The 18,639-nt window shown below is 64.2% G+C and carries 13 protein-coding genes; 7 read left to right on the top strand and 6 right to left on the bottom strand.

The window, feature by feature from the left end; genetic code table 11:
• Nucleotides 1-21 precede the first annotated feature (21 nt).
• Complete coding sequence (locus ACRCUN_RS10010; protein ID WP_462141472.1) at nt 22-240, top strand: RNA-binding S4 domain-containing protein; 219 nt, start codon at nt 22-24, stop codon at nt 238-240.
• 11 nt (nt 241-251) lie between these two features.
• Here the strand turns inward: ACRCUN_RS10010 and ileS are convergent, their stop codons facing one another.
• A complete protein-coding gene (ileS, locus tag ACRCUN_RS10005) occupies nt 252-3,377 on the bottom strand; it encodes an isoleucine--tRNA ligase (protein ID WP_462141471.1) in 3,126 nt (1,041 codons plus the stop codon).
• 254 nt (nt 3,378-3,631) lie between these two features.
• On the bottom strand, nt 3,632-4,192 hold the full coding sequence (locus ACRCUN_RS10000) for a polyketide synthase (RefSeq protein WP_462141470.1): 561 nt from the start codon (nt 4,190-4,192) through the stop codon (nt 3,632-3,634).
• 136 nt (nt 4,193-4,328) lie between these two features.
• Between ACRCUN_RS10000 and ACRCUN_RS09995 the strand changes: the two genes are divergently transcribed.
• The 4 genes from ACRCUN_RS09995 to ACRCUN_RS09980 all read left to right on the top strand — a co-directional run bounded on the left by ACRCUN_RS09995 (nt 4,329) and on the right by ACRCUN_RS09980 (nt 8,034).
• A complete protein-coding gene (locus ACRCUN_RS09995) occupies nt 4,329-4,685 on the top strand; it encodes an XRE family transcriptional regulator (RefSeq protein ID WP_448462783.1) in 357 nt (118 codons plus the stop codon).
• A gap of 44 nt (nt 4,686-4,729) precedes the next feature.
• Entirely contained in the window at nt 4,730-5,464 is a 735-nt protein-coding gene (locus tag ACRCUN_RS09990; RefSeq protein ID WP_462141469.1) for a hypothetical protein, read from the top strand.
• 62 nt (nt 5,465-5,526) lie between these two features.
• Nucleotides 5,527-6,168 carry a cutinase family protein gene (locus ACRCUN_RS09985; protein WP_462141468.1) on the top strand — a complete coding sequence of 214 codons (642 nt, stop codon included), beginning with the start codon at nt 5,527-5,529 and terminating at the stop codon, nt 6,166-6,168.
• 135 nt (nt 6,169-6,303) lie between these two features.
• Nucleotides 6,304-8,034, top strand: coding sequence for an AMP-binding protein (locus tag ACRCUN_RS09980; RefSeq protein ID WP_462141467.1), 1,731 nt, complete (start codon nt 6,304-6,306; stop codon nt 8,032-8,034).
• Between the two features lie 46 nt (nt 8,035-8,080).
• On the opposite strand, the gene ACRCUN_RS09975 is transcribed toward ACRCUN_RS09980, so the two are convergent.
• Both ACRCUN_RS09975 and stf0 read right to left on the bottom strand, forming a co-directional pair.
• Nucleotides 8,081-9,499: a condensation domain-containing protein gene (locus ACRCUN_RS09975; protein WP_462141466.1), complete on the bottom strand. Its 1,419-nt coding sequence runs from the start codon at nt 9,497-9,499 to the stop codon at nt 8,081-8,083.
• 1,277 nt (nt 9,500-10,776) lie between these two features.
• Nucleotides 10,777-11,595: a trehalose 2-sulfotransferase gene (gene stf0, locus ACRCUN_RS09970; protein WP_462141465.1), complete on the bottom strand. Its 819-nt coding sequence runs from the start codon at nt 11,593-11,595 to the stop codon at nt 10,777-10,779.
• Between the two features lie 393 nt (nt 11,596-11,988).
• Between stf0 and ACRCUN_RS09965 the strand changes: the two genes are divergently transcribed.
• Both ACRCUN_RS09965 and ACRCUN_RS09960 read left to right on the top strand, forming a co-directional pair.
• Complete coding sequence (locus tag ACRCUN_RS09965; RefSeq protein ID WP_462141464.1) at nt 11,989-12,702, top strand: GAP family protein; 714 nt, start codon at nt 11,989-11,991, stop codon at nt 12,700-12,702.
• 216 nt (nt 12,703-12,918) lie between these two features.
• Nucleotides 12,919-14,037, top strand: a complete 1,119-nt coding sequence (locus tag ACRCUN_RS09960; protein WP_462141463.1) for a PE-PPE domain-containing protein — start codon at nt 12,919-12,921, stop codon at nt 14,035-14,037.
• A 23-nt stretch (nt 14,038-14,060) separates the two neighbouring features.
• On the opposite strand, the gene ACRCUN_RS09955 is transcribed toward ACRCUN_RS09960, so the two are convergent.
• Both ACRCUN_RS09955 and ACRCUN_RS09950 read right to left on the bottom strand, forming a co-directional pair.
• On the bottom strand, nt 14,061-17,075 hold the full coding sequence (locus ACRCUN_RS09955; RefSeq protein WP_462141462.1) for an MMPL/RND family transporter: 3,015 nt from the start codon (nt 17,073-17,075) through the stop codon (nt 14,061-14,063).
• A 71-nt stretch (nt 17,076-17,146) separates the two neighbouring features.
• Nucleotides 17,147-18,607 (bottom strand): condensation domain-containing protein, encoded by a 1,461-nt coding sequence (locus tag ACRCUN_RS09950; RefSeq protein ID WP_462141461.1) that lies wholly within the window; start codon nt 18,605-18,607, stop codon nt 17,147-17,149.
• Between the last annotated feature and the right edge of the window lie 32 nt (nt 18,608-18,639).

The raw sequence follows: 18,639 nt of genomic DNA, 5'->3' as shown, positions 1-18,639 counted from the left end.
TAAGGCGTTAGCCTGACCAGCATGGAACCGGATGACGTGCCGATCACCGACGAGTCGATTCGGCTGGGGCAGTTCCTCAAACTCGCCGCGCTGATCGACAGCGGCGCCGACGCCAAGGCCGCGATCAACGATGGCTCCGTCACAGTGAACGGTGAAGTGGAGCTACGGCGCGGCCGCCAGCTTCGCCCGGGCGACACGGTGTCACTGGGAACTCGGTCGGCGCGCGTCACCCGGGGCTGACGCGGCCGGGATCACGCCTTGGCGATCTCGACCCGTACGCCGTCCCCGATCTCGGCCCCGTCGGCGATATCGGTGAATTCGAAGGTCGTGGCAAGGATTTCACCCGCGATGAGGTCGCGGTGCGTACGCGCCCAGGCCTCGTAGTCCGCCGGCACCGACATCTGGACGGCGATCCGGTCCGAAACCTCCAGCCCCGTCGACTTGCGCAGCTCCTGCAGTTCGCGGATCCGGTCCTTCGCCCAGCCCTCGGCCTCCAGTTCCTCGGTCACGGTGCCGTCCAGCACCACCAGGCCCGTACCGTCGGGCAGCGCCGCCGTCCACTCCGGGTCGGCCGCAACCAGCTTCGAGGTGTATTCCTCGGGCTGCAGTACCACCGGGCCGGCCGTCAGCGTGCCGTCGGCGTTGACCACGCCCTCGCCCGCCTTGACGGCTTTGATCGCCGCCTGGACGTCCTTGCCGATACGCGGCCCGGCGACGCGCGCATTCACCGCCAAGTCGAACCGTCCGTAAGCCGGGACGTCGTCCGTCAAGTCGACCTGCTTGACGTTGAGCTCATCGGCGATCAGATCGGCGAACGGCGCCAGGCTGTCTGGATTATCCACCGCCACAGTCAGTTTGGGCAGTGGCAGCCGCACCCGGAGCTTCTTGGCCTTGCGCAGCGATGAACCCACCGAGCACACCTCGCGCACCTGGTCCATCGCCGCTACCAGGTCCGGGTCCTTGGGCAGCACGTCGGCCTCGGGCCAGTCGGTCAGGTGCACCGAGCGCTCACCGGTCAGGCCACGCCAGATGACCTCGGTCGCGAGCGGCAGCAGCGGCGCAGCCAGCCGGCAGGTCACCTCGAGAACCGTGTGCAGCGTGTCGATGGCATCGGCATCCTCTTCCCAGAACCGCGAACGAGACCGGCGCACATACCAGTTCGTCAGCGCTTCGGTGAACTGCCGCAACTCGTCGCAGGCCCCGGAGATGTCGCAGACATCAAGCGCGGCGGTGAGGTCATCGCGCAACTGTGCGAGCTTGGCCAGGATGTAGCGATCCAGCACATTCGCCGAATCCGTGCGCCAGTTGCCTTTTTCGGGCGCGTAGAGCGCCAGGAAGCTGTATGCGTTCCACAGCGGCAGCAGAACCTGGCGGACACCCTCACGAATGCCCTGCTCGGTCACGATGAGGTTGCCGCCGCGCAGGATCGGTGAGGCCATCAGGAACCACCGCATGGCGTCGGACCCGTCGCGATCGAACACCTCGCTGACGTCGGGGTAGTTGCGCAGCGACTTGCTCATCTTCTGGCCGTCGTTGCCAAGCACGATGCCGTGCGACACACAGGTTTTGAAGGCGGGCTTGTCGAACAGCGCCGTCGCCAGCACGTGCAGGGTGTAGAACCAGCCGCGCGTCTGGCCGATGTACTCGACGATGAAGTCCCCGGGGAAGTGCGCGTCGGCGCCTGCCGCATCGCCGTCGAACCACTTCTGGTTCTCGAACGGGTAATGGACCTGTGCGTAAGGCATCGAACCGGAGTCGAACCACACATCGAGCACGTCCTCGATACGGCGCATGGTCGATTTCCCGGTGGGGTCATCGGGATTGGGGCGAGTGAGCTCGTCGATGTACGGCCGGTGCAGGTTCGCCGGCCGGACTCCGAAATCGCGTTCGAGTTCGTCGAGGCTGCCGTACACATCGATCCGCGGATAGGCCGGATCGTCGGACTTCCACACCGGAATCGGAGTGCCCCAGTATCGGTTTCGCGAGATCGACCAATCCCTGGCGCCCTGCAGCCACTTGCCGAACTGCCCGTCCTTGACATGTTCGGGATACCAGGTGATCTGCTGGTTGAGCTCGACCATCCGGTCCCGGAACTCGGTCACCCTGACGAACCACGACGATACGGCGCGGTAGATCAACGGATTCCGGCACCGCCAGCAGTGCGGGTAGGAGTGTTCGTAGGTCTCGTGGCGCAGCAGCACCGCACCGTTGACGCCTGCCGAACCGTCGCCGTTCTTGAGGTCGCGGATGATCTGTGGGTTCGCTTCGAACACGTGCTGTCCCGCATAGTCCGGCACGGTCTCGTCGAAGCGGCCCTTGGAGTCGACCGGAGTGACGGCCACGATGTCGGCGGCATCCGCGGTGGCCTTGTCGTCCTCGCCGTATGCCGGCGACATGTGGACGATTCCCGTGCCGTCCTCGGTGCTGACGAATTCGGCGGGCAACACCTGAAAAGCGTTGGGGGAACCCATGAAGTACGGAAACGGCGGCAGATAGCGCGTGCCGAGCAGCTCACGGCCGGTAAAGGTGGCCACAACACGGGGGTCCTCCCCCAGCTCCCTGGCATACGCCGCGAGCCGGGCCTGCGCTAGCACGTAGCGCCGCCCGTCAGCTCCCTCGACCTGCACATACGTCACGTCGGGGTTGACGGCGACAGCCTGGTTCGACGGCAACGTCCACGGTGTCGTCGTCCAGATCAACAGGTAGGAACCGGCCAGCTCGCCGTCCTGAACCCGGAAGCCGACCGTGAGCGCCGGATCCTGGCGGCTCTGGTAAACGTCGTCGTCCATGCGGAGCTCGTGGCTGGACAGCGGGGTCTCGTCGTTCCAGCAGTACGGCAGGACGCGGTTGCCCTCATACGCCAGACCCTTGTCCCACAACTGCTTGAAGGCCCAGATGACCGATTCCATGAACGACGGGTCGAGGGTCTTGTAGTCGTTGTCGAAGTCCACCCAGCGGGCCTGCCGCGTGACGTAGGCCCGCCATTCGTTCGTGTACTTGAGTACCGATGCACGACACGCGTCGTTGAACTTCTCGATACCCATCTCTTCGATCTGGGCTTTGTCGGTGATGCCGAGCTGGCGCTGCACCTCAAGCTCGGCGGGCAGCCCATGCGTGTCCCAACCGAATCGCCGCTCCACCTTGTAACCGCGCATGGTGCGGTAGCGCGGCACGATGTCCTTGACGTAGCCGGTCAGCAGGTGGCCGTAGTGAGGCAGGCCGTTGGCGAACGGCGGTCCGTCGTAGAAGACGTACTCCTCGGCGCCGTCTCGCCGCTCGACACTCGCGCGGAAGGTGTCGTCGCGGGCCCAGTAGTCGAGCACCTCGAGCTCCCGCTCGGGGAAGTTCGGTGCGGCCGGCTTGGGATAGGCGGTCACTGCTTCGTCTCCTGTGCCTGATGTTCGGCACGGGGACGACGTCGCGCCGGTGCGCGAGCGCCGCGGTACCACCCCGCTTGCGCGCAGAATGCGCGCCGCTCAACTGTCAGGCGATGACGGGCCCACCCGTTCGGTTCTACTTGGCCGGAAGGTACGAGACCCGCCGCGGCTGTTCTTCCGAAGGCTCCCCGGTGATGGCCGGATCAGCGCCGATGCATCAAGTTTAAAGGCCGACGCAAATCGGATTGCCAGGGCTAACCGGACGTGACCTCGATGAGCGCCAGCGGGAACTGCTCGGCCAGCTCCTCGACCGTGTAGGCATCGAAACTGCGGACGTCGAACGACCAGTCGACCGTGAGCGTGCCGGCCGGCCCGGAGTGCACATCCATCTCCAACAGATACCGGCCTGGCTCGGCGAAGGCGCCCTCGCCATGGCCGATACGCACGGCGGCCGTGACGTGAGCGGCGCCTTCGGCTGCGGAACGGGCCGTGGCCAGCAGTTCCGACCCCGAGAGTCCGCGCTGTGAGACGCACGGAACGGCGACGCGGCGCGATGCACCGTCGTGAGTATCGACATCGACGACGAGCATGCCGTCACCGATCACCCGTGCGACGGTCCGCCCGAACGCCGCCAGCACGATCTCGTGAGCAGAGCATCCCATCACTTCCTGTGCGCCGTGGAGTTCGGCAGCCAGAACGGCGTCCAGCGCGTTCGACACCGTGGACACATCGGAAGGGCGGGGCGGCGTGGCGGTGGCGTGATCAGCAATCCAGCACGTCACGCCCGACGCGCCGGTCAATAGAGGAGCAGCCATGGCTTCAACGCTAGCCATACTGTCCCAAAAATGGGAGAGTAGTGCCAGAACTCTTACACGCCTGTCAATTAAGGAACACCCACAGACATCTCGGTTCGTGATGCCCGAGATCGACAATGGGGTTTATGGTGTGGTAGTGCCACGCACCGATGAGAACGGCAGGCAACTCAAAGCCCTGTTGGACTACCTGCTGGACGGCGAGATCGACGCCAAGGCGATTTACACCGCCCTCGGTGTATCGAGCAGCACGTATTACCGGCGCATCAAGGAAGCCGACTACCCCAACGCCGAGGAGTTGCGCCAGGTCGCCGACCGGTTTCACCTCAGCTATCCAGACCTCCAGATCCGGTTCGGTTTGATGAGCCGACAGGAGGTCTGGCACTACATGGAATCGGCACCGGTCACCGTGGCGCCCGTCGAGACCGCCACTCGGGTGAGCCGACCCAAGAAGCTCTCCGAGCTGACACCCCGTCCGGACGCGCCACCCCTTTAGCCATACGATTTGCTGAAACGCAAACCCGCCCGAGGCAAAATCTGATGTCCGTAGCCATACTCATCGCCATCACGTTGCTCTGCATCATGTGGAGCTTGTGGATCCGCCGTGTCACGTGGACATGCCGGTGGGAGGTCGCCGCCACCCTCAACATCGCGCTGCAGGGGTTGGCCGTACTGCTGATGTCGCCGTTCGCCTCGGAGACTGTCGGGCAGCTGCTCTACGAGCTCACCGGCAAGTGGAACGTCGAGGATTACATCGGGCACGACTGCTACATCGTCGCGGCGTCGGCCGTCGTCTACAACGCACTCGGCCGGCTGCAGGACGACCACGGGATGCAGCACTCGTTCAAGCAATATGTCGAGCGCCCCGCCACGGTGTGCATCCCACTCCTGCTCGCCGCATTCTCGATCGGCAACGGCGCGGCGGTCTACCGCCCAGACTTCTTCCAGGTGCCCACCGACTTCTGGCTCAACGTCTACTGGGCGCTGCTCTGCGGCATGCTGATCTATCTGCTCGGCTACGGTGTCCGCGCGATGCTGATCCTGCGCCGGGATCCCCGGTCCCGGCGGATCGCGAACATCTATCTGTTCGCATCGGTCAGCGGAATACTCGCGTGCGTCGTGCGGATCGTCACCGCGTTCGTGCCGCAGTTGCAGCCGATCGAGAACGGCCGGATGGTGTGGCTGTTCGCGTGCACGTGCGGCGCGGTCTTCGCGCTATCCGCAGCCCACTCGTGGCGGTTGAAGACACGGGTCTTCACTGACGCGAGGCGTTGAGCGCAGCGGGCAACTGGGCACGTCGACCCTCATCGGATGTTTGCATGTGTGACGATCATCTGGTGTCCGATCATCTGAGGAAGATTGCCGCGGTCGGTTTGCTCGCCGCCGGGCTTACTGTGAATCAGCCTTTGGCGCATGCCGATTCATGTCCCGATGTCGAGGTTGTTTTCGCCAGGGGAACCGGCGCCCCGCCCGGGATCGGCGTGGTCGGGCAGGCGTTCGTCGATTCACTGAGAGCGAACGTACCGGCGAAGACAATCGGTGTGTATGCAGTCAACTATCCCGCAGGGCTCGACTTCAGCAACTCTTCCACCGCGGGCGCGAACGATGTGAGCGCACATCTGCAAACCATGGTTGTCAACTGTCCCAGAACCGAATTCGTGCTTGGCGGCTTTTCACAGGGTGCCAATGTCATCGAGCTCGTCACCGGTACCGAGAGCGCCGCCTGGGGGTATTCGGCACCGCTGCCACCTACCGTCGCCGATCATGTCGCGGCGGTCGCGCTGTTCGGCAATCCGGCCCGAAAATCCGGGCGGGCTTCGTTCACGCAGACGAACTCACTCTATGGAGAGAAGAGCATCGACCTGTGCGCGATCGGAGACCCCGTGTGCTCGAACGGCGTCAATCTGCCGGTGCACGGCGCTTACGTACAGGTAGGCGCCACGGCGGAAGCCGCCAACTTCGTGGCCGGTCGCCTGTAGCCCGGCCACCGGCAAATCACACGCACTGCGCCGGCAATCCGCCAAGCGCCAGCGCAGTTTTGGGCAACCGGTAAACTCCGATGTGCCTAAGCCCGGCCAATCAGTTCCCGGGCTGGAGTTTTCGAGAGGGCGCCCATGAGTCAGTCATCCATCCCCGCCGTGTTGCGTGAGCGGGCGAGTCTTCAACCCAATGACGTCGCCTTCACATTCGTCGACTACGAGCAGGATTGGAATGGCGTCGAACAAACGCTGACCTGGGCCGAGCTGTACCGACGGACGCTGAACCTGGCTCAGGAACTGGTAGCCAACGCCACCGTCGGCGACCGCGCGGTAATCTTGGCGCCCCAGAGCCTCGAGTACCTGATCGCGTTTCTCGCATCGCTCGAAGCGGGCATCATCGCGGTGCCGCTCTCGGTGCCACACGGTGGTGCCCACGACGAGCGCACCACCTCGGTGCTCACCGACACCTCCCCGACCGTCGTCCTGACCACGTCCGCGGTGTCGGCCACCGTCCGCGAGTACGCCAACGCGAACGGTAACCAGCCCGTCGTCATCGAAGTGGACACGCTCGACCTCGACAGAAAAGGGGCACGCCCGGCACGCGTGCGCCGTCCCGACATTGCCTACCTGCAGTACACGTCGGGGTCGACGCGCCGCCCCGCCGGTGTCGAGATCTCCCACGGCAACCTGTCGGCCAACTTCGAGCAGATGATGGCCGGATTCTTCGCCGACTACGGAAACGTCGCGCCGCCGGACACCACGTTTGTGTCCTGGCTGCCGTTCTACCACGACATGGGACTGATGCTCGGCATCTGTGTGCCCATCCTCGGCGGCATTCGCACGGTCCTCACCAGTCCGGTCGCGTTCCTCCAACGGCCGGCGCGATGGATGCAATTGCTGGCCAGCCATCCCCGAACCGTCTCGGCCGGACCCAATTTCGCGTTCGAACTGGCGCTGGGACGCACCTCGGACGAGGACATGGCCGGGCTGGATCTCGGCCATGTGATGTATCTGCTGAGCGGCGCGGAACGAGTGCATGCGGCGACCGTGCGGCGGTTCACCGAGCGCTTCGCACCGCTCAACTTCCCCGCGGCGGCCATCCAGCCGTCATACGGTCTTGCCGAGGCGGTCGTGTACGTGGCGACGCGCGAACCGGGCGAACCACCGCGCATCACCAATTTCGATGCGGACAAGTTATCCGCGGGTCATGCCGTCTCCACCGAAAGCTCAAGTGGCAGCCCGCTTGTCGCATACGGCTTACCCGCATCGCCTATCGTTCGTGTCGTCGATCCGGATACCCGGATCGAGCGACCCGACGGCGCCACGGGCGAGATCTGGGTGCACGGCAACAATGTCGCGCTCGGCTATTGGCAGCGGCCCGAGGACAGTGACCGAGTGTTCCGGGCAACGATCGACAATCCGTCCGAAGGTACGCCCGCCGGTCCTTGGCTGCGCACCGGCGACCTTGGCTTCGTCGCCGACGGTGAGCTCTACATCATGGGTCGCATCAAGGATCTGCTGATCGTGTACGGCCGCAACCACTCCCCTGACGACATCGAAGCGACCGTGCAGGAGATCAGCCGAGGCCGCGTGGCGGCCATATCGGTGCCGGATGACCGCACCGAACATCTTGTCGTGATCATCGAACACAAGAAGCGCGGCGACTCCGAAGAGGAAGCCCTGCAGCGTCTCGATTCCGTCAAACGCGATGTGACGTCGGCGATTTCGAAGTCACACGGACTCAAGGTCACCGACTTGGTGATGGTCCCGCCGGGATCGATCCCGATCACGACCAGCGGCAAGGTGCGGCGAGCATCCTGCGTCGAGCAGTACCGCCAGGATCAATTCGCACGTCTCGACGCCTGAGAGAGGACGGTGGGGCGGGTGCAGCCCGGCCCCACCGGAGCCTCAGTTACACGGCGACATTCTGCGCGTAGGCCGTGATCGGCCGGCCATCGGCAACGCGGGCATACACCGATTTCATGGTGTCGATGAATTGGGCGACGGAGTTTCGCGCCACCGAGTTGCCCGGGAACAGTGCGGTCACCACGGTTTCGTTCTTGAGGCGCGTCACCCACATCGAAACCTGGTGCGACGCACGGCCTTCGTTGTAGATCTGGAAGTTGAGATCAGAGCTCGCGACGGTGGACAGCGGCGCGACGCTGGCATCAAGGAACGACATCACGAAGTTACCCGGCCGCGGGCTCTTGATACCGCGATTCGGCGGCGCCAACTGCATGACCCGGTCGAAGGGCACCTTGGCGAGATGAGTACCCGAGTCGAACGATTCCTGCGCTGCCTCCGCGGCCTCCGGGAACGACATCGATGCCACCGGGACACTGACCGGAACCAGACCGGTGAACCAACCCGTGGTGACCAGTTCGGTCGGTGTCGTGCGAGTGTCGGTGGGCGTGATCACGTGGAAAGAGTCCACGCCGGTGAGCTCTCCCGTGGCAAGCGCCGCACACGCGAAAACCCCACCGCTGAAGCGAGCACCGCCTGCGACACAAGCGGATTCGAACCGCTCGGTCTGGCGTGAATCGAGCACCGAGACGGTCATCGTGTCACCGTCGCAGGGCACCGACAGATCGCCGAGCGGCAACGGGAACGCGGGCAGGGTGCCGTCGTTGTTCGCCGCGAAGTCGATCCAGGCGCGAATCTCGGGTGAATCCGCGGTGAGTGCTGCTGTGTACTCGCGCTGCTGCAGGCAGTACTCCTCGTAGCTACCCGCCTGCGGCAACTGCACGGGTGCGGCACCCTGTACCAGCGCGCCGTACATCATGTAGATCTCGCCGAACAGAACTCCCATGATCATCGGATCGATGTACAGGTGAGCGATGCTGGCGTAGAAGGTGAAGTGATCCTGGCGCTGGATCACCCCGAAGCGGAACCCGTCCCAGTGCCGCGGATCTGGCGTCGTCAGGATGTGTTCACGCAATTCGGATGGGCTCAGTTCGCCGTGCCGCTGCGGCGCCACCGCAATGTCGGCAGGATCGGCGATGGTGTGGCGCACGATGTGGTCCGGGTCGTCGAACTCGAACCAGCTGCGATAGGTGTCATGGCGGCGCAGATGGGCGTTCAGGACATACGTCATCGCGCGGACGTCGCACTTGCCGGGTATGTCCCACGTGAAGATCATCAGCCGGGACATGTCGAGTCCGCGTGCGGCGTGGTCGGCGAAGCGGCGCAGGTGCTGGGTCTGCTGATAGCTGGGCGGCACGGGATTCACGGGTGCCTGCGACGCCTTGGCGCACGAAGCCGGTGATGCATGCCAACAGACGACAGAGCCTCTGCTCGGATTCCACTCGTCGATCGTCGCTATCCCAAACACACAGCCTCCTTCGAACGGGCGTTCAATCGAGCGACGCCCCTGTCGGTTGCGTCCGCCGCCGTCTCATGCCGCGACAGGCTTACGATCACGCTTCGCTCCGCGGGTATCAACACGGAGCACCATCTCGCCATCTGGCCGACACATGCCGGCCGTCGCCTCTCCTGCTCTGGTTTCGCCTCCGCCGAATCGCGCACGTCGTTGTCGCGCGAAGTTCTCACTGTGTCACACCTAACCAGAGGACCATAGAAATTGGGAGACTACCGGCATCTGCTTGCATCGATGTTACAAAACGCCGAACCGGCGAAAAGCGGCGATGAGGCGTTTGCCTGACACATACGACAACTGACGTTTTCGCTTCAGCTGCGATGGCTCGGGGCGCATGCGCCGCGCTCGGGCACCGCTCATTACGGTCGGATTCGGGCAAAGTAGGGCCTGTGAGCACCAGCGTTGTTGAATGTTCCGCGGACGCGCCGCAACACCGAGGCCGGGCGGCGTGTGGGAATTCCCAATATCGCCGCCCCGTCGGCTTCAAAGAAGTCACCACCCCGGATTGCGGCTGTCACCGCGATTCCGGCACAGAGAAAAAGGCGGCCAGGGTTCGTTGTTCAAGATTGCGATTTCGTTTTCAGCGGCGCTCGATGCGCTGAGGCAATTGGCACAATTCGGCCCGGCGTAAAACGATCAACGATCAACGCTCGATCAATTGCGAATGAGGTATCGGCGGGATACAACACCGAAGGACCCGGCCCGTACTGCGGCCGTCACCGCCTACCAACCAGTTTGCTGTCTACCGGCGACCACAGACTCGGCACTGCGTCGGGGGACACACGCTCCGGTAAGCGCTGTGCCAGATTTCCGCGTCGGGCGGGCAGTCAGCGCTGTTGCGCGGCTCGCGCGTGCCGCGAGTGAGCGCAAGGGAAAGAATCACGTTGATTCCGTCCCGGCTTGAAGATGAACAATGGCAGGCGGTTCGCCGGGTCATCGGGCGAATGATCCATACCGGCGAATTCGCCCACAACGGAGTAAGGCTGCGAAGCCGGGTGGATCACCGTCTCAACCGATGCCGCCACGCCTCCGGAATGAGTCCGGCGAGCAGTTCCGAGAATGGTGGGCCGAGCCGACATTCTATGACGTCTACGTCAATTAATGTTTCCCACGTCTTCACTTGTGCGCGACGCCGATAGGCGTGCCAGCGCTCGTCCGAGCAACGCCCACAAGGAATTCCGGCAAAGATGTGCCGGTGTCTGACATCGCGCGCCGACTTCGGACCAGGCGGATCAGGTTGGCAGCCCGTGCTTCACGGCATCGTCGCGGTAGAGGTTCGCCCACTCGTCGGAGCGGCCGTCAGCCTGCCGCTCCAACGCAGGCCCGGGCGCCAGGCCCGGATCGAGGCCGAGCGCGGACATGATGGAACCCGCGACACCCGTGAAGTCGCTGCACAGTACGGGATACGAGACTTCGATCGGCGTGATGTCCTCCTCGGCGAACCAGCTGCGCCAGCCTTCCTCCTGCGCTCGCAGCATGCGCACCAGATGAGCGATCGCCCCGGCGTGATACTGGGCATGCGCGTCGCGGACCGGCTCCGGCCTGCCCCGCCACACCTTCGTCTGCACCGCGCGCCAGAACGAAACAGCCTGTGACACCACGTCCGGGCGATGCACATGGACGAACAGCGGTTCCTCGCCGATCACATCCCGAATCGCGGCACGTAAGCCGTCTCCCGACCGATCCGGCAGGTCCTTGGCACGGTTGAGCAGCAACGGAGTCTGATTCCACATCAACTTGCCGCCCCAAACACCATTGGGGGTTCGGCCCACCGTGCGGACGTATTCACGCCAAATCCGCGCGGGCGCAAGGTCGGGTGTTCCGGGATCGAACGGGTCGAGCAGCCGCAGTATCGAGTCATCCTCGACGCCGGCGAACCACTCGCGCGGCTGCGGAGCCCGACTTGTCCACGGCTGATATTGGAAGAACTCCTCCGGTTTTCCGGCAAGTCCCGTCGAGCGCAGCGATTCGACAAGCAGCGTACTGCCGCTGCGCTGCGACGCCAGGACCAGATACGACGACGGCCTATCCGCCACAACAAACCGCCACATCAACGCGCGATATGCGCAGGTCTTCGCCGAACATTCGTCTCCTTCGCCCGCTTTGGCACCGTGCGCGACTCCCCCCGGAAAGCGCGACCGACGGACCTTAAGTCAGTACCCTAGGCGAGCAACCTGTTTCTCGCCTATCCCTGGACCGATCTCCGATCCGTGTTTTGTCGGCACATGCGTGTGATCGCAACGAATTCGAGGTTGTCCGAACAACTTCCACAGAAACTGCGGCGCGCTCGCACGCTGGACAAACCGCCCTGAAGTCAGACGGCAGGTAACCCGGAACCGCCATGCGGATGCGAGATCCGCAAACAGCGGCGCGATACGAAGTTTCATTCGACCGGTGCGGCAACATGGCGCGACCACCCGATCCGAAGGGTACGGTGCTTGGTCATGTGGGCAACCGTGTTGGTCATGGCCTTCGCGGTGATCTTCGAACCGATTCGCATCGGACTCGCTGTCTTGATGCTCAATCGACCGCGCCCGCTGTTGCAACTTCTGGCGTTCCTGTGCGGCGGATTCACCATGGGAATGGGTGTCGGCCTCATCGTGTTGTTCGTTCTTCGTTCGACGCCGTTGGCATCCGGGCGTTTCACTGTCCCGTCGGTACAGATCACCGTCGGCGTCATCGCCCTGCTCATCGCAGTGGCTCTGGCCACCAACATCTCCATGCGAGGCCTGCGCAGGCGCCCGGCACCGGCATCCACGGGGCCGGAGGCGGCGTCGTACGACGATGTTCCGGCAGGGCGCCGCAGTCAGATCGCGATCCGAATCCGCCAGATCCTGGGCGGCGACTCACTGTGGGTCGCATGGGTGAGCGGACTTGGAACCGCTTTACCCTCAGCCAATTTCATGGGCGCGATGGCAGTGATACTGGCTTCCGGCGAGGCGCCCATCGCGCAAGCCCAGGCGTTGCTGCTGTTCAACGTCGTTGCGTTCACCCTGGTCGAGATTCCCCTCATCGGATACATCGCCGCCCCCAAGCGAACTCAAGCTCTCCTGTCGTCCTTTCACGTGTGGTTGAAGAATCGACCACGGCGCGACATGGCCGTAGTTGTTGCCGCGGGAGGGTGTCTGATGCTCGCCATGGGGCTTGCGCACATGTGACGGAGTTGGCCTGATCACGTCCGCCGCACCAACACCGTTTGCTGAAAGTGCTTCGATCGAACAGTTTCTGTGCCCGATCCATCGAACCGCCACTGCGTACGGCCACAAGGACACATCCGATGAGGAACGGGACTCGATCCTGCCGCCGACACGGGTTACGATCACAGGGATGCATATTTGCCGGGCGATCGCTCTTGCCCACCGTCAGGAGGACGCATGAACAGACTGTTCGCGGCCGCCGTCGCCGCGGGGATGGTGGGCTCGGTCACCGCCTTCGGCAGCGGAGTGGCATCGGCTGAGACAGCGTTCATCGTTCCAGGAACTGCACCCTCGCCGTACCCGGCGCTGCGCGCGTTGTACCACTTCAACCCCGCAACGCAACCGGCCATCGGCGAAAACTATTACGACAGTGCCGGCGCGACACGTGAAGTCGTTCCGTACCCGGGCAGCCTGTGGCCGATCACCGGCGAGAATTCGCCGACGCTCGCACAGTCGGTCGCCGATGGCACCAACAGCCTCGATTCCCGAATTCGGAGCACTGACGGGAATGTCACCGTGACGGGTCTGTCGCAGGGTGTGCTGGCTCTCAACGCCGAGCAGGCCCGACTCGCGAACGACCCGACCGCACCCGCCCCCGACGACCTGACCTTCGTCAAGACGGGCAATCCCGATCGTCTGTTCACCAAGTGGTTCCGCCCCGGCACGACGGTGCCCGTCCTCGATTACACCGTCCCGGCGCCGGTCGAGAGTCAGTACGACACGGTGGAGGTCGTCGCCCAGTACGACATCTTCAGCGATCCGCTGGATCGGCCAGGCAACCTCCTGGCATTGGCCAACGCTCTCGTTGCGGGCGGCACGTCACACACCGCGACCGCGTTCTCGGATCCCGCGCGTGTCCCGGCACAGAACGTCACCGTGACCACCAACAGCCGGGGTGCCACCACCACCACATATTTCATTCCGGCAGAACAGCTTCCGCTCGTGGAGTATCTGAGCCAGGGCGGAATGTCACCGGAAATGGCCGCAGAGCTCAACCGGTACCTGACGCCGATGGTCAACCGCGCCTACGGTCCGCCACCGCCGCCGGTGGAGCCGGGCGTGCGGCTGGCTGACCTCCGCGGCATCGCACCGGGCAACATCGCGACGCCGATCTCGATTCCGATCAACGCCGTTTCCACCGCGACCAATGTTGCGTCGAACGCCGTCAACGCGGTCAACATCGCCAACCAGGTTCGCAATCTGCTGCCCAAGAACGGCGTGCAGCTTCCCAAGAACGGCCTGCCGTTGCCGAAGAACGGCATCCCGCTGCTGCCCAAGGGCAAGAAGAAGCGCTGACGCACCAACGCGATCGAACCCGATCAGTGGCCGTGGGTCACGGCGTCTGCCCGTGACGGCCACCAGTTGGCCTTACCGACCAATGTCGCCGCAGCGGGCACGGTGATGGTTCGCACCAGGAACGTGTCGAGCAGCAGTCCGACGCCGACGACGAATCCGGACTGCACCATCGTGCTGATGCTGCTGAACACCAGGCCGAACATGGTCGCGGCGAAGATCAGCCCGGCTGCCGTGATCACGCCACCCGTCGCCCCCACCGTACGGATGACACCGAGCCGCAGACCCGGTGACGATTCCTCCCGGATCCGCGATATCAACAGCATGTTGTAGTCGGCTCCGACCGCCACCAGGATGATGAACGTCAATCCCGGTACGCTCCAATGCAATTCCTGCCCGAGCAGGAACTCGAAGAAGAGGGTGCCGATTCCCAGAGCGGCCAGGTATGAGACGACCACCGACAGGATCAAATAGATCGGCGCCACGATGGCCCGCAGCAGCACCACCAGGATCAGCATCACCACCAGGATCGTCACGACGACGATGAACCGGATGTCATGGTTGTAGAAGTCGCGGGTGTCGCGAAGGATCACGGGGAACCCCACGACAGACACCGAGGCGTCCGCCAGCTCGGTGTTCGGCTGTGCGCCGCGGGCGGTGTCCATGATCTCGTTCACCTGGTCCATCGCCTCGACACTGAACGGATTCAGATCGGTCTGAAGCAGGTACCTCACCGAGTGACCGTCCGGCGAGATGAACAGCTGCGCTGCCTTCTTGAAATCCTCGATCCCGAAACTCGTTGGCGGAACGTAGAAACCGGCCATCGCGGGGGTGTCCGCGTCGTGCTTGAGCGTCATGAGGAACGCCGAGGCCTCGGCCAGGCTGCCGCTCATCTTCAGGGTCTCGCCCACCAGCTGCTGCACGCCGTCGGCCACCTGCCTGCTGGCGTCTGCAAGTTTGTCGGCCCCGTCCTGCACGTTGTTCAACCGAGATTGCACGCTGCTCGGATTGTTCAACCCCAATGAACGCATCGCACTCGACGCGGTGTTGAGTGCCCGCCGCAATCCTGCCGTTGTGCTGGCCAGCGACTGCGCAGCCTGCGTCGATTGCAGCTCCCGGCCCAGTTCTGCGAGCCGGTCGAAGGTGCCGTCGGTGCGCGCAGCCGAGAGCCGCACCAACTGATTTCGCGCGGTGACGCAACCAGGATCGGCGTCGCATACCGGGCTCGCGTTCAGTGCGTTGAGTACCGGCCCTATCCATTCGAAGCTGTTGGACAGGTTGGTCACGTTGACCCCGATCGACTCGCCAAGCGACCGCATGTTGTTGACGAACTTCGTCGCATTGTCGATGTCGCGCAAGGTCTTATTGCCGCCCACCGAGTTCTGGACCGCGGCGAGCGTGTCGAGCATGCCCCTGGCCTGGGTGATCGCCTGGCTGACCTGTGCCCGGACCGTGCCGAGGCTGTCGGCGAGGGCGTCGGCACCGGAGTTCAGCCGCGTGAGATCGTTTGTGCGGTCGACGATCTGCTGTGATCCCGCACCGAGCTGCTTGCCCACCTCGCCGGCCTGATAGGAGATCTTCGCCTGCTCGAGCGGCTCGCCGGTGGGTCGGGTGATACCCCGGACCGGCCCCATCCCCGGCAACTGGCCGACCCGCTGGGCCATCTGTTCGAGGTCGGCAAGGGCCTGCGGTTCGCGAAGGTCCTTCGTGGAACTGATCACCAGGTATTGCGGAACGATCGAGTTCAGCGGGAAGTGTTGTTCCAGTGCGGCGTATCCCTGCGAACTGGTGGCGGTCGCGGGCAGTGCCTTGCGGTCGTCGTAGTTGTAGCTCGTCGTCAGTACGAATCCGGAAAGCACCGCCAAGATGATCAGGCTCGCGACGAGGTGAGCGACGGGCCTGCGCACGATCCGGATACCGGAGCGCCGCCAGAAGCGCGTCGTGAGATCACGTCGGGGGGCGATCCAGCCACGCCGCCCCACGATCGTCAACACCGCGGGAAGCAGCGTGACGGCACCGAGGAACGCGACCGAAATCGCTATCGCCAGAGCCGGGCCCACCGAGGAGAACAACGCGAGCTTGGTGAACGACATGCCGAGGAACGTCACCGCAACGGTCGCGGCGGACGCCGCGATCACCTTGCCGATGGATGTCAACGCCTTTCGGACCGCGTCGTCCGAGCTTTCGCCCTGACGCAAGTAGTCGTGGTAGCGACTGATGAGGAACACGGCGTAGTCGATGCCTGCCCCAACCATCATTCCGCTCATGAAGACGATCGTCTGGTTGGCGATGCCGAGACCCAACAACGCGGCACACGCCACGACGGATTGCGCCACCACCACCGCCACACCGATCGACGCGAGCGGCACCACCATGGTCACCGGGTTGCGATAAATCATCAGCAGGATGAACAACACCAGGACGGTGATCGCGGTTTCGATCACCTTGAGGTCGCGCTCCCCCACGGCATTCAAATCCGCCACGGTGGCCGCGGGCCCGGTCATGTGCGGGGTCAGCGCCGTATCGACGACTTCGCGTTCGACGACCTCGGCGACCCGCGCGTAAGCCTCCTTCGACTGCGGCGTACCGAGGGTGCCGGGCAGCGTGATGGGCAGCAACCACGCCTTGTTGTCCTTGCTCGTCATGACCTCGCGCAGCGGAGGTGCACTCAAGAAGTCCTGGAGCTTGGCAACGTCACCGGTGTCGCGGTGCAGCGCATCGACGAGTTTTCGGTACACCGCCTCGTCGGACTTGCTCAGGCCGTCTTCGTTGGTCAGGACGACTACGACGAAGCTGTCGGTTCCGGCTTGCTGGAAGGCCGTGAGCATCTGCTTGCTGGCGACCATCGCCGGAGCGTCCTCCGGCAGGATCGCCACGGGCCGCCGCTCGGCCATCTCCTTGAGCGTTGGCGACACGGCGGGCAGGCATACGGCAAGCGTCAGCCACAACGCGATCACCGCCCACGGGAACCGCACGATGACGTCGCCGAGCCGGGCGAACACTCCGACGCCTGCGTCGGCCGGATCCGTTCGCCGCGCCACTCGAAACCGCCTGATAACTCTGCTGACCCTCAAAATAGTACGCCGACGCGCCCTTCCATCCCGTCGCTCAGTCAGCGCACGGGCTGCCGCTCAGCCCCATTTCGAGTGGCCGGCACGAGCGCCTCACGGCCGCCGGTGACGCGGTCACAGACCTCTTTGAGCGCAGCCACATACCGGTCGACGGACTGGCGAGCCACCGGGTTCTTCGGGAACACGACGGTTGCGAACGTCTCGTTGAACCGCCCGACGAGGGTACTCAGCGGATACGTGACGCGGCCATCGCTCAGCGTGGCAATCCTGACGCCGTCCTGCAGGTTCGTGAGCAACGGAGCCATCGGACCAGAACTGGCGTCGAAGAAGTTCAGCATCGGGAACAGCGGCTGCGGCGGCGTCAGGTGCGGGGCCAATTCGACGACACGCTCGAACGGCACGAGCGCAGCGGACCGGCCGCTGTCGAAGTCACGTTGGGCGGCGCGGATACTGTCGGTGAACGACGCACCGGCGACGGGGACGACAACCGGGATCAGGCCGGTGAACCAGCCCTGGGTCGTCAGCTCATCCGGCGTGCGGGTATCGATCGGGGTCAGCCCGTAATAGGTGTCGAGCCCGGTCAGCTCGTGGAGTGCGTGCGCCACCACCGCGAACAGACCGCCGATGAAACGGGACCCGGCTGCCACACAGAGGTCCTCGAACCGTTCGGTCTGCTGCCGATCCATCAGCTTCACCGCGACGAGATCACCGCCGGCCGAAGGCGATCCATCGTCGAGCGGCAGCGGGAACACCGGAAACGTCCCATTGTTCTTCTCGGCAAACGACTTCCAGGTCTGCACCTCGGGTGTGTCGAGCGTGAGCGATGACGTGAACTCGCGCTGGCGCAGGCAGTACTCGTCGTAGCTGCCCGCATCGGGCAACTGCAGCGGCGGGGCACCCGACACCAGCGTGGAGTACATCGCCTGGAACTCCAGCAGACCGACGCCGACGAACTGACCGTCGACGTGCAGATGGTCGATGCTGGACCAGAACGTGAACTTGTCTTCGCGCTGGATCACCCCGAACCGGAAGCTGTCCCACTGCAACGAATCCGGCGTCGCGACCACCTGGCTGCGCAGCTTGTCGGCATCGGCCGAACCGTGACGCTTCGGCACGAACTCGATGTCGGCGGCGTCCGTCATCGTGTGCCGGACGACGGTGCCCGATGTGCCAGGGCCGTCCGCGCGACGGTATTCGAACCAACTCCGATAGGTGCTGTGCCTGCGCAGGTGTGCGTTGATCACATACGTCATCGCGCGGATGTCGCAGCGACCCGGCATATCGCACGCCGCGATGAACAGCCGCGAGTGGTCGACGCCACGGCTGCCCTGCTCGACGAAGCTGCGCAGATGGCGTGTCTGGATGTAGCTGGCAGGCACCGGGCTTTCCGGCGCCTCCCGCGCCTTGGCCAACGCGGCTTCCGTCGGCTGCCAGGAAATCAGCGAACCCGGTTCAGGTGTCCATTCGTCGATCGATGCGATCTCTACCGGACCTAACAGCACTCTTGTCTCCCGATGTCCGGCCCCCGCTCAAG

Source organism: Mycobacterium venezuelense, assembly GCF_054919535.1.
The sequence above is the reverse complement of the archived record's forward strand: the minus strand, read 5'-3'. Positions and strand labels throughout refer to the sequence as shown.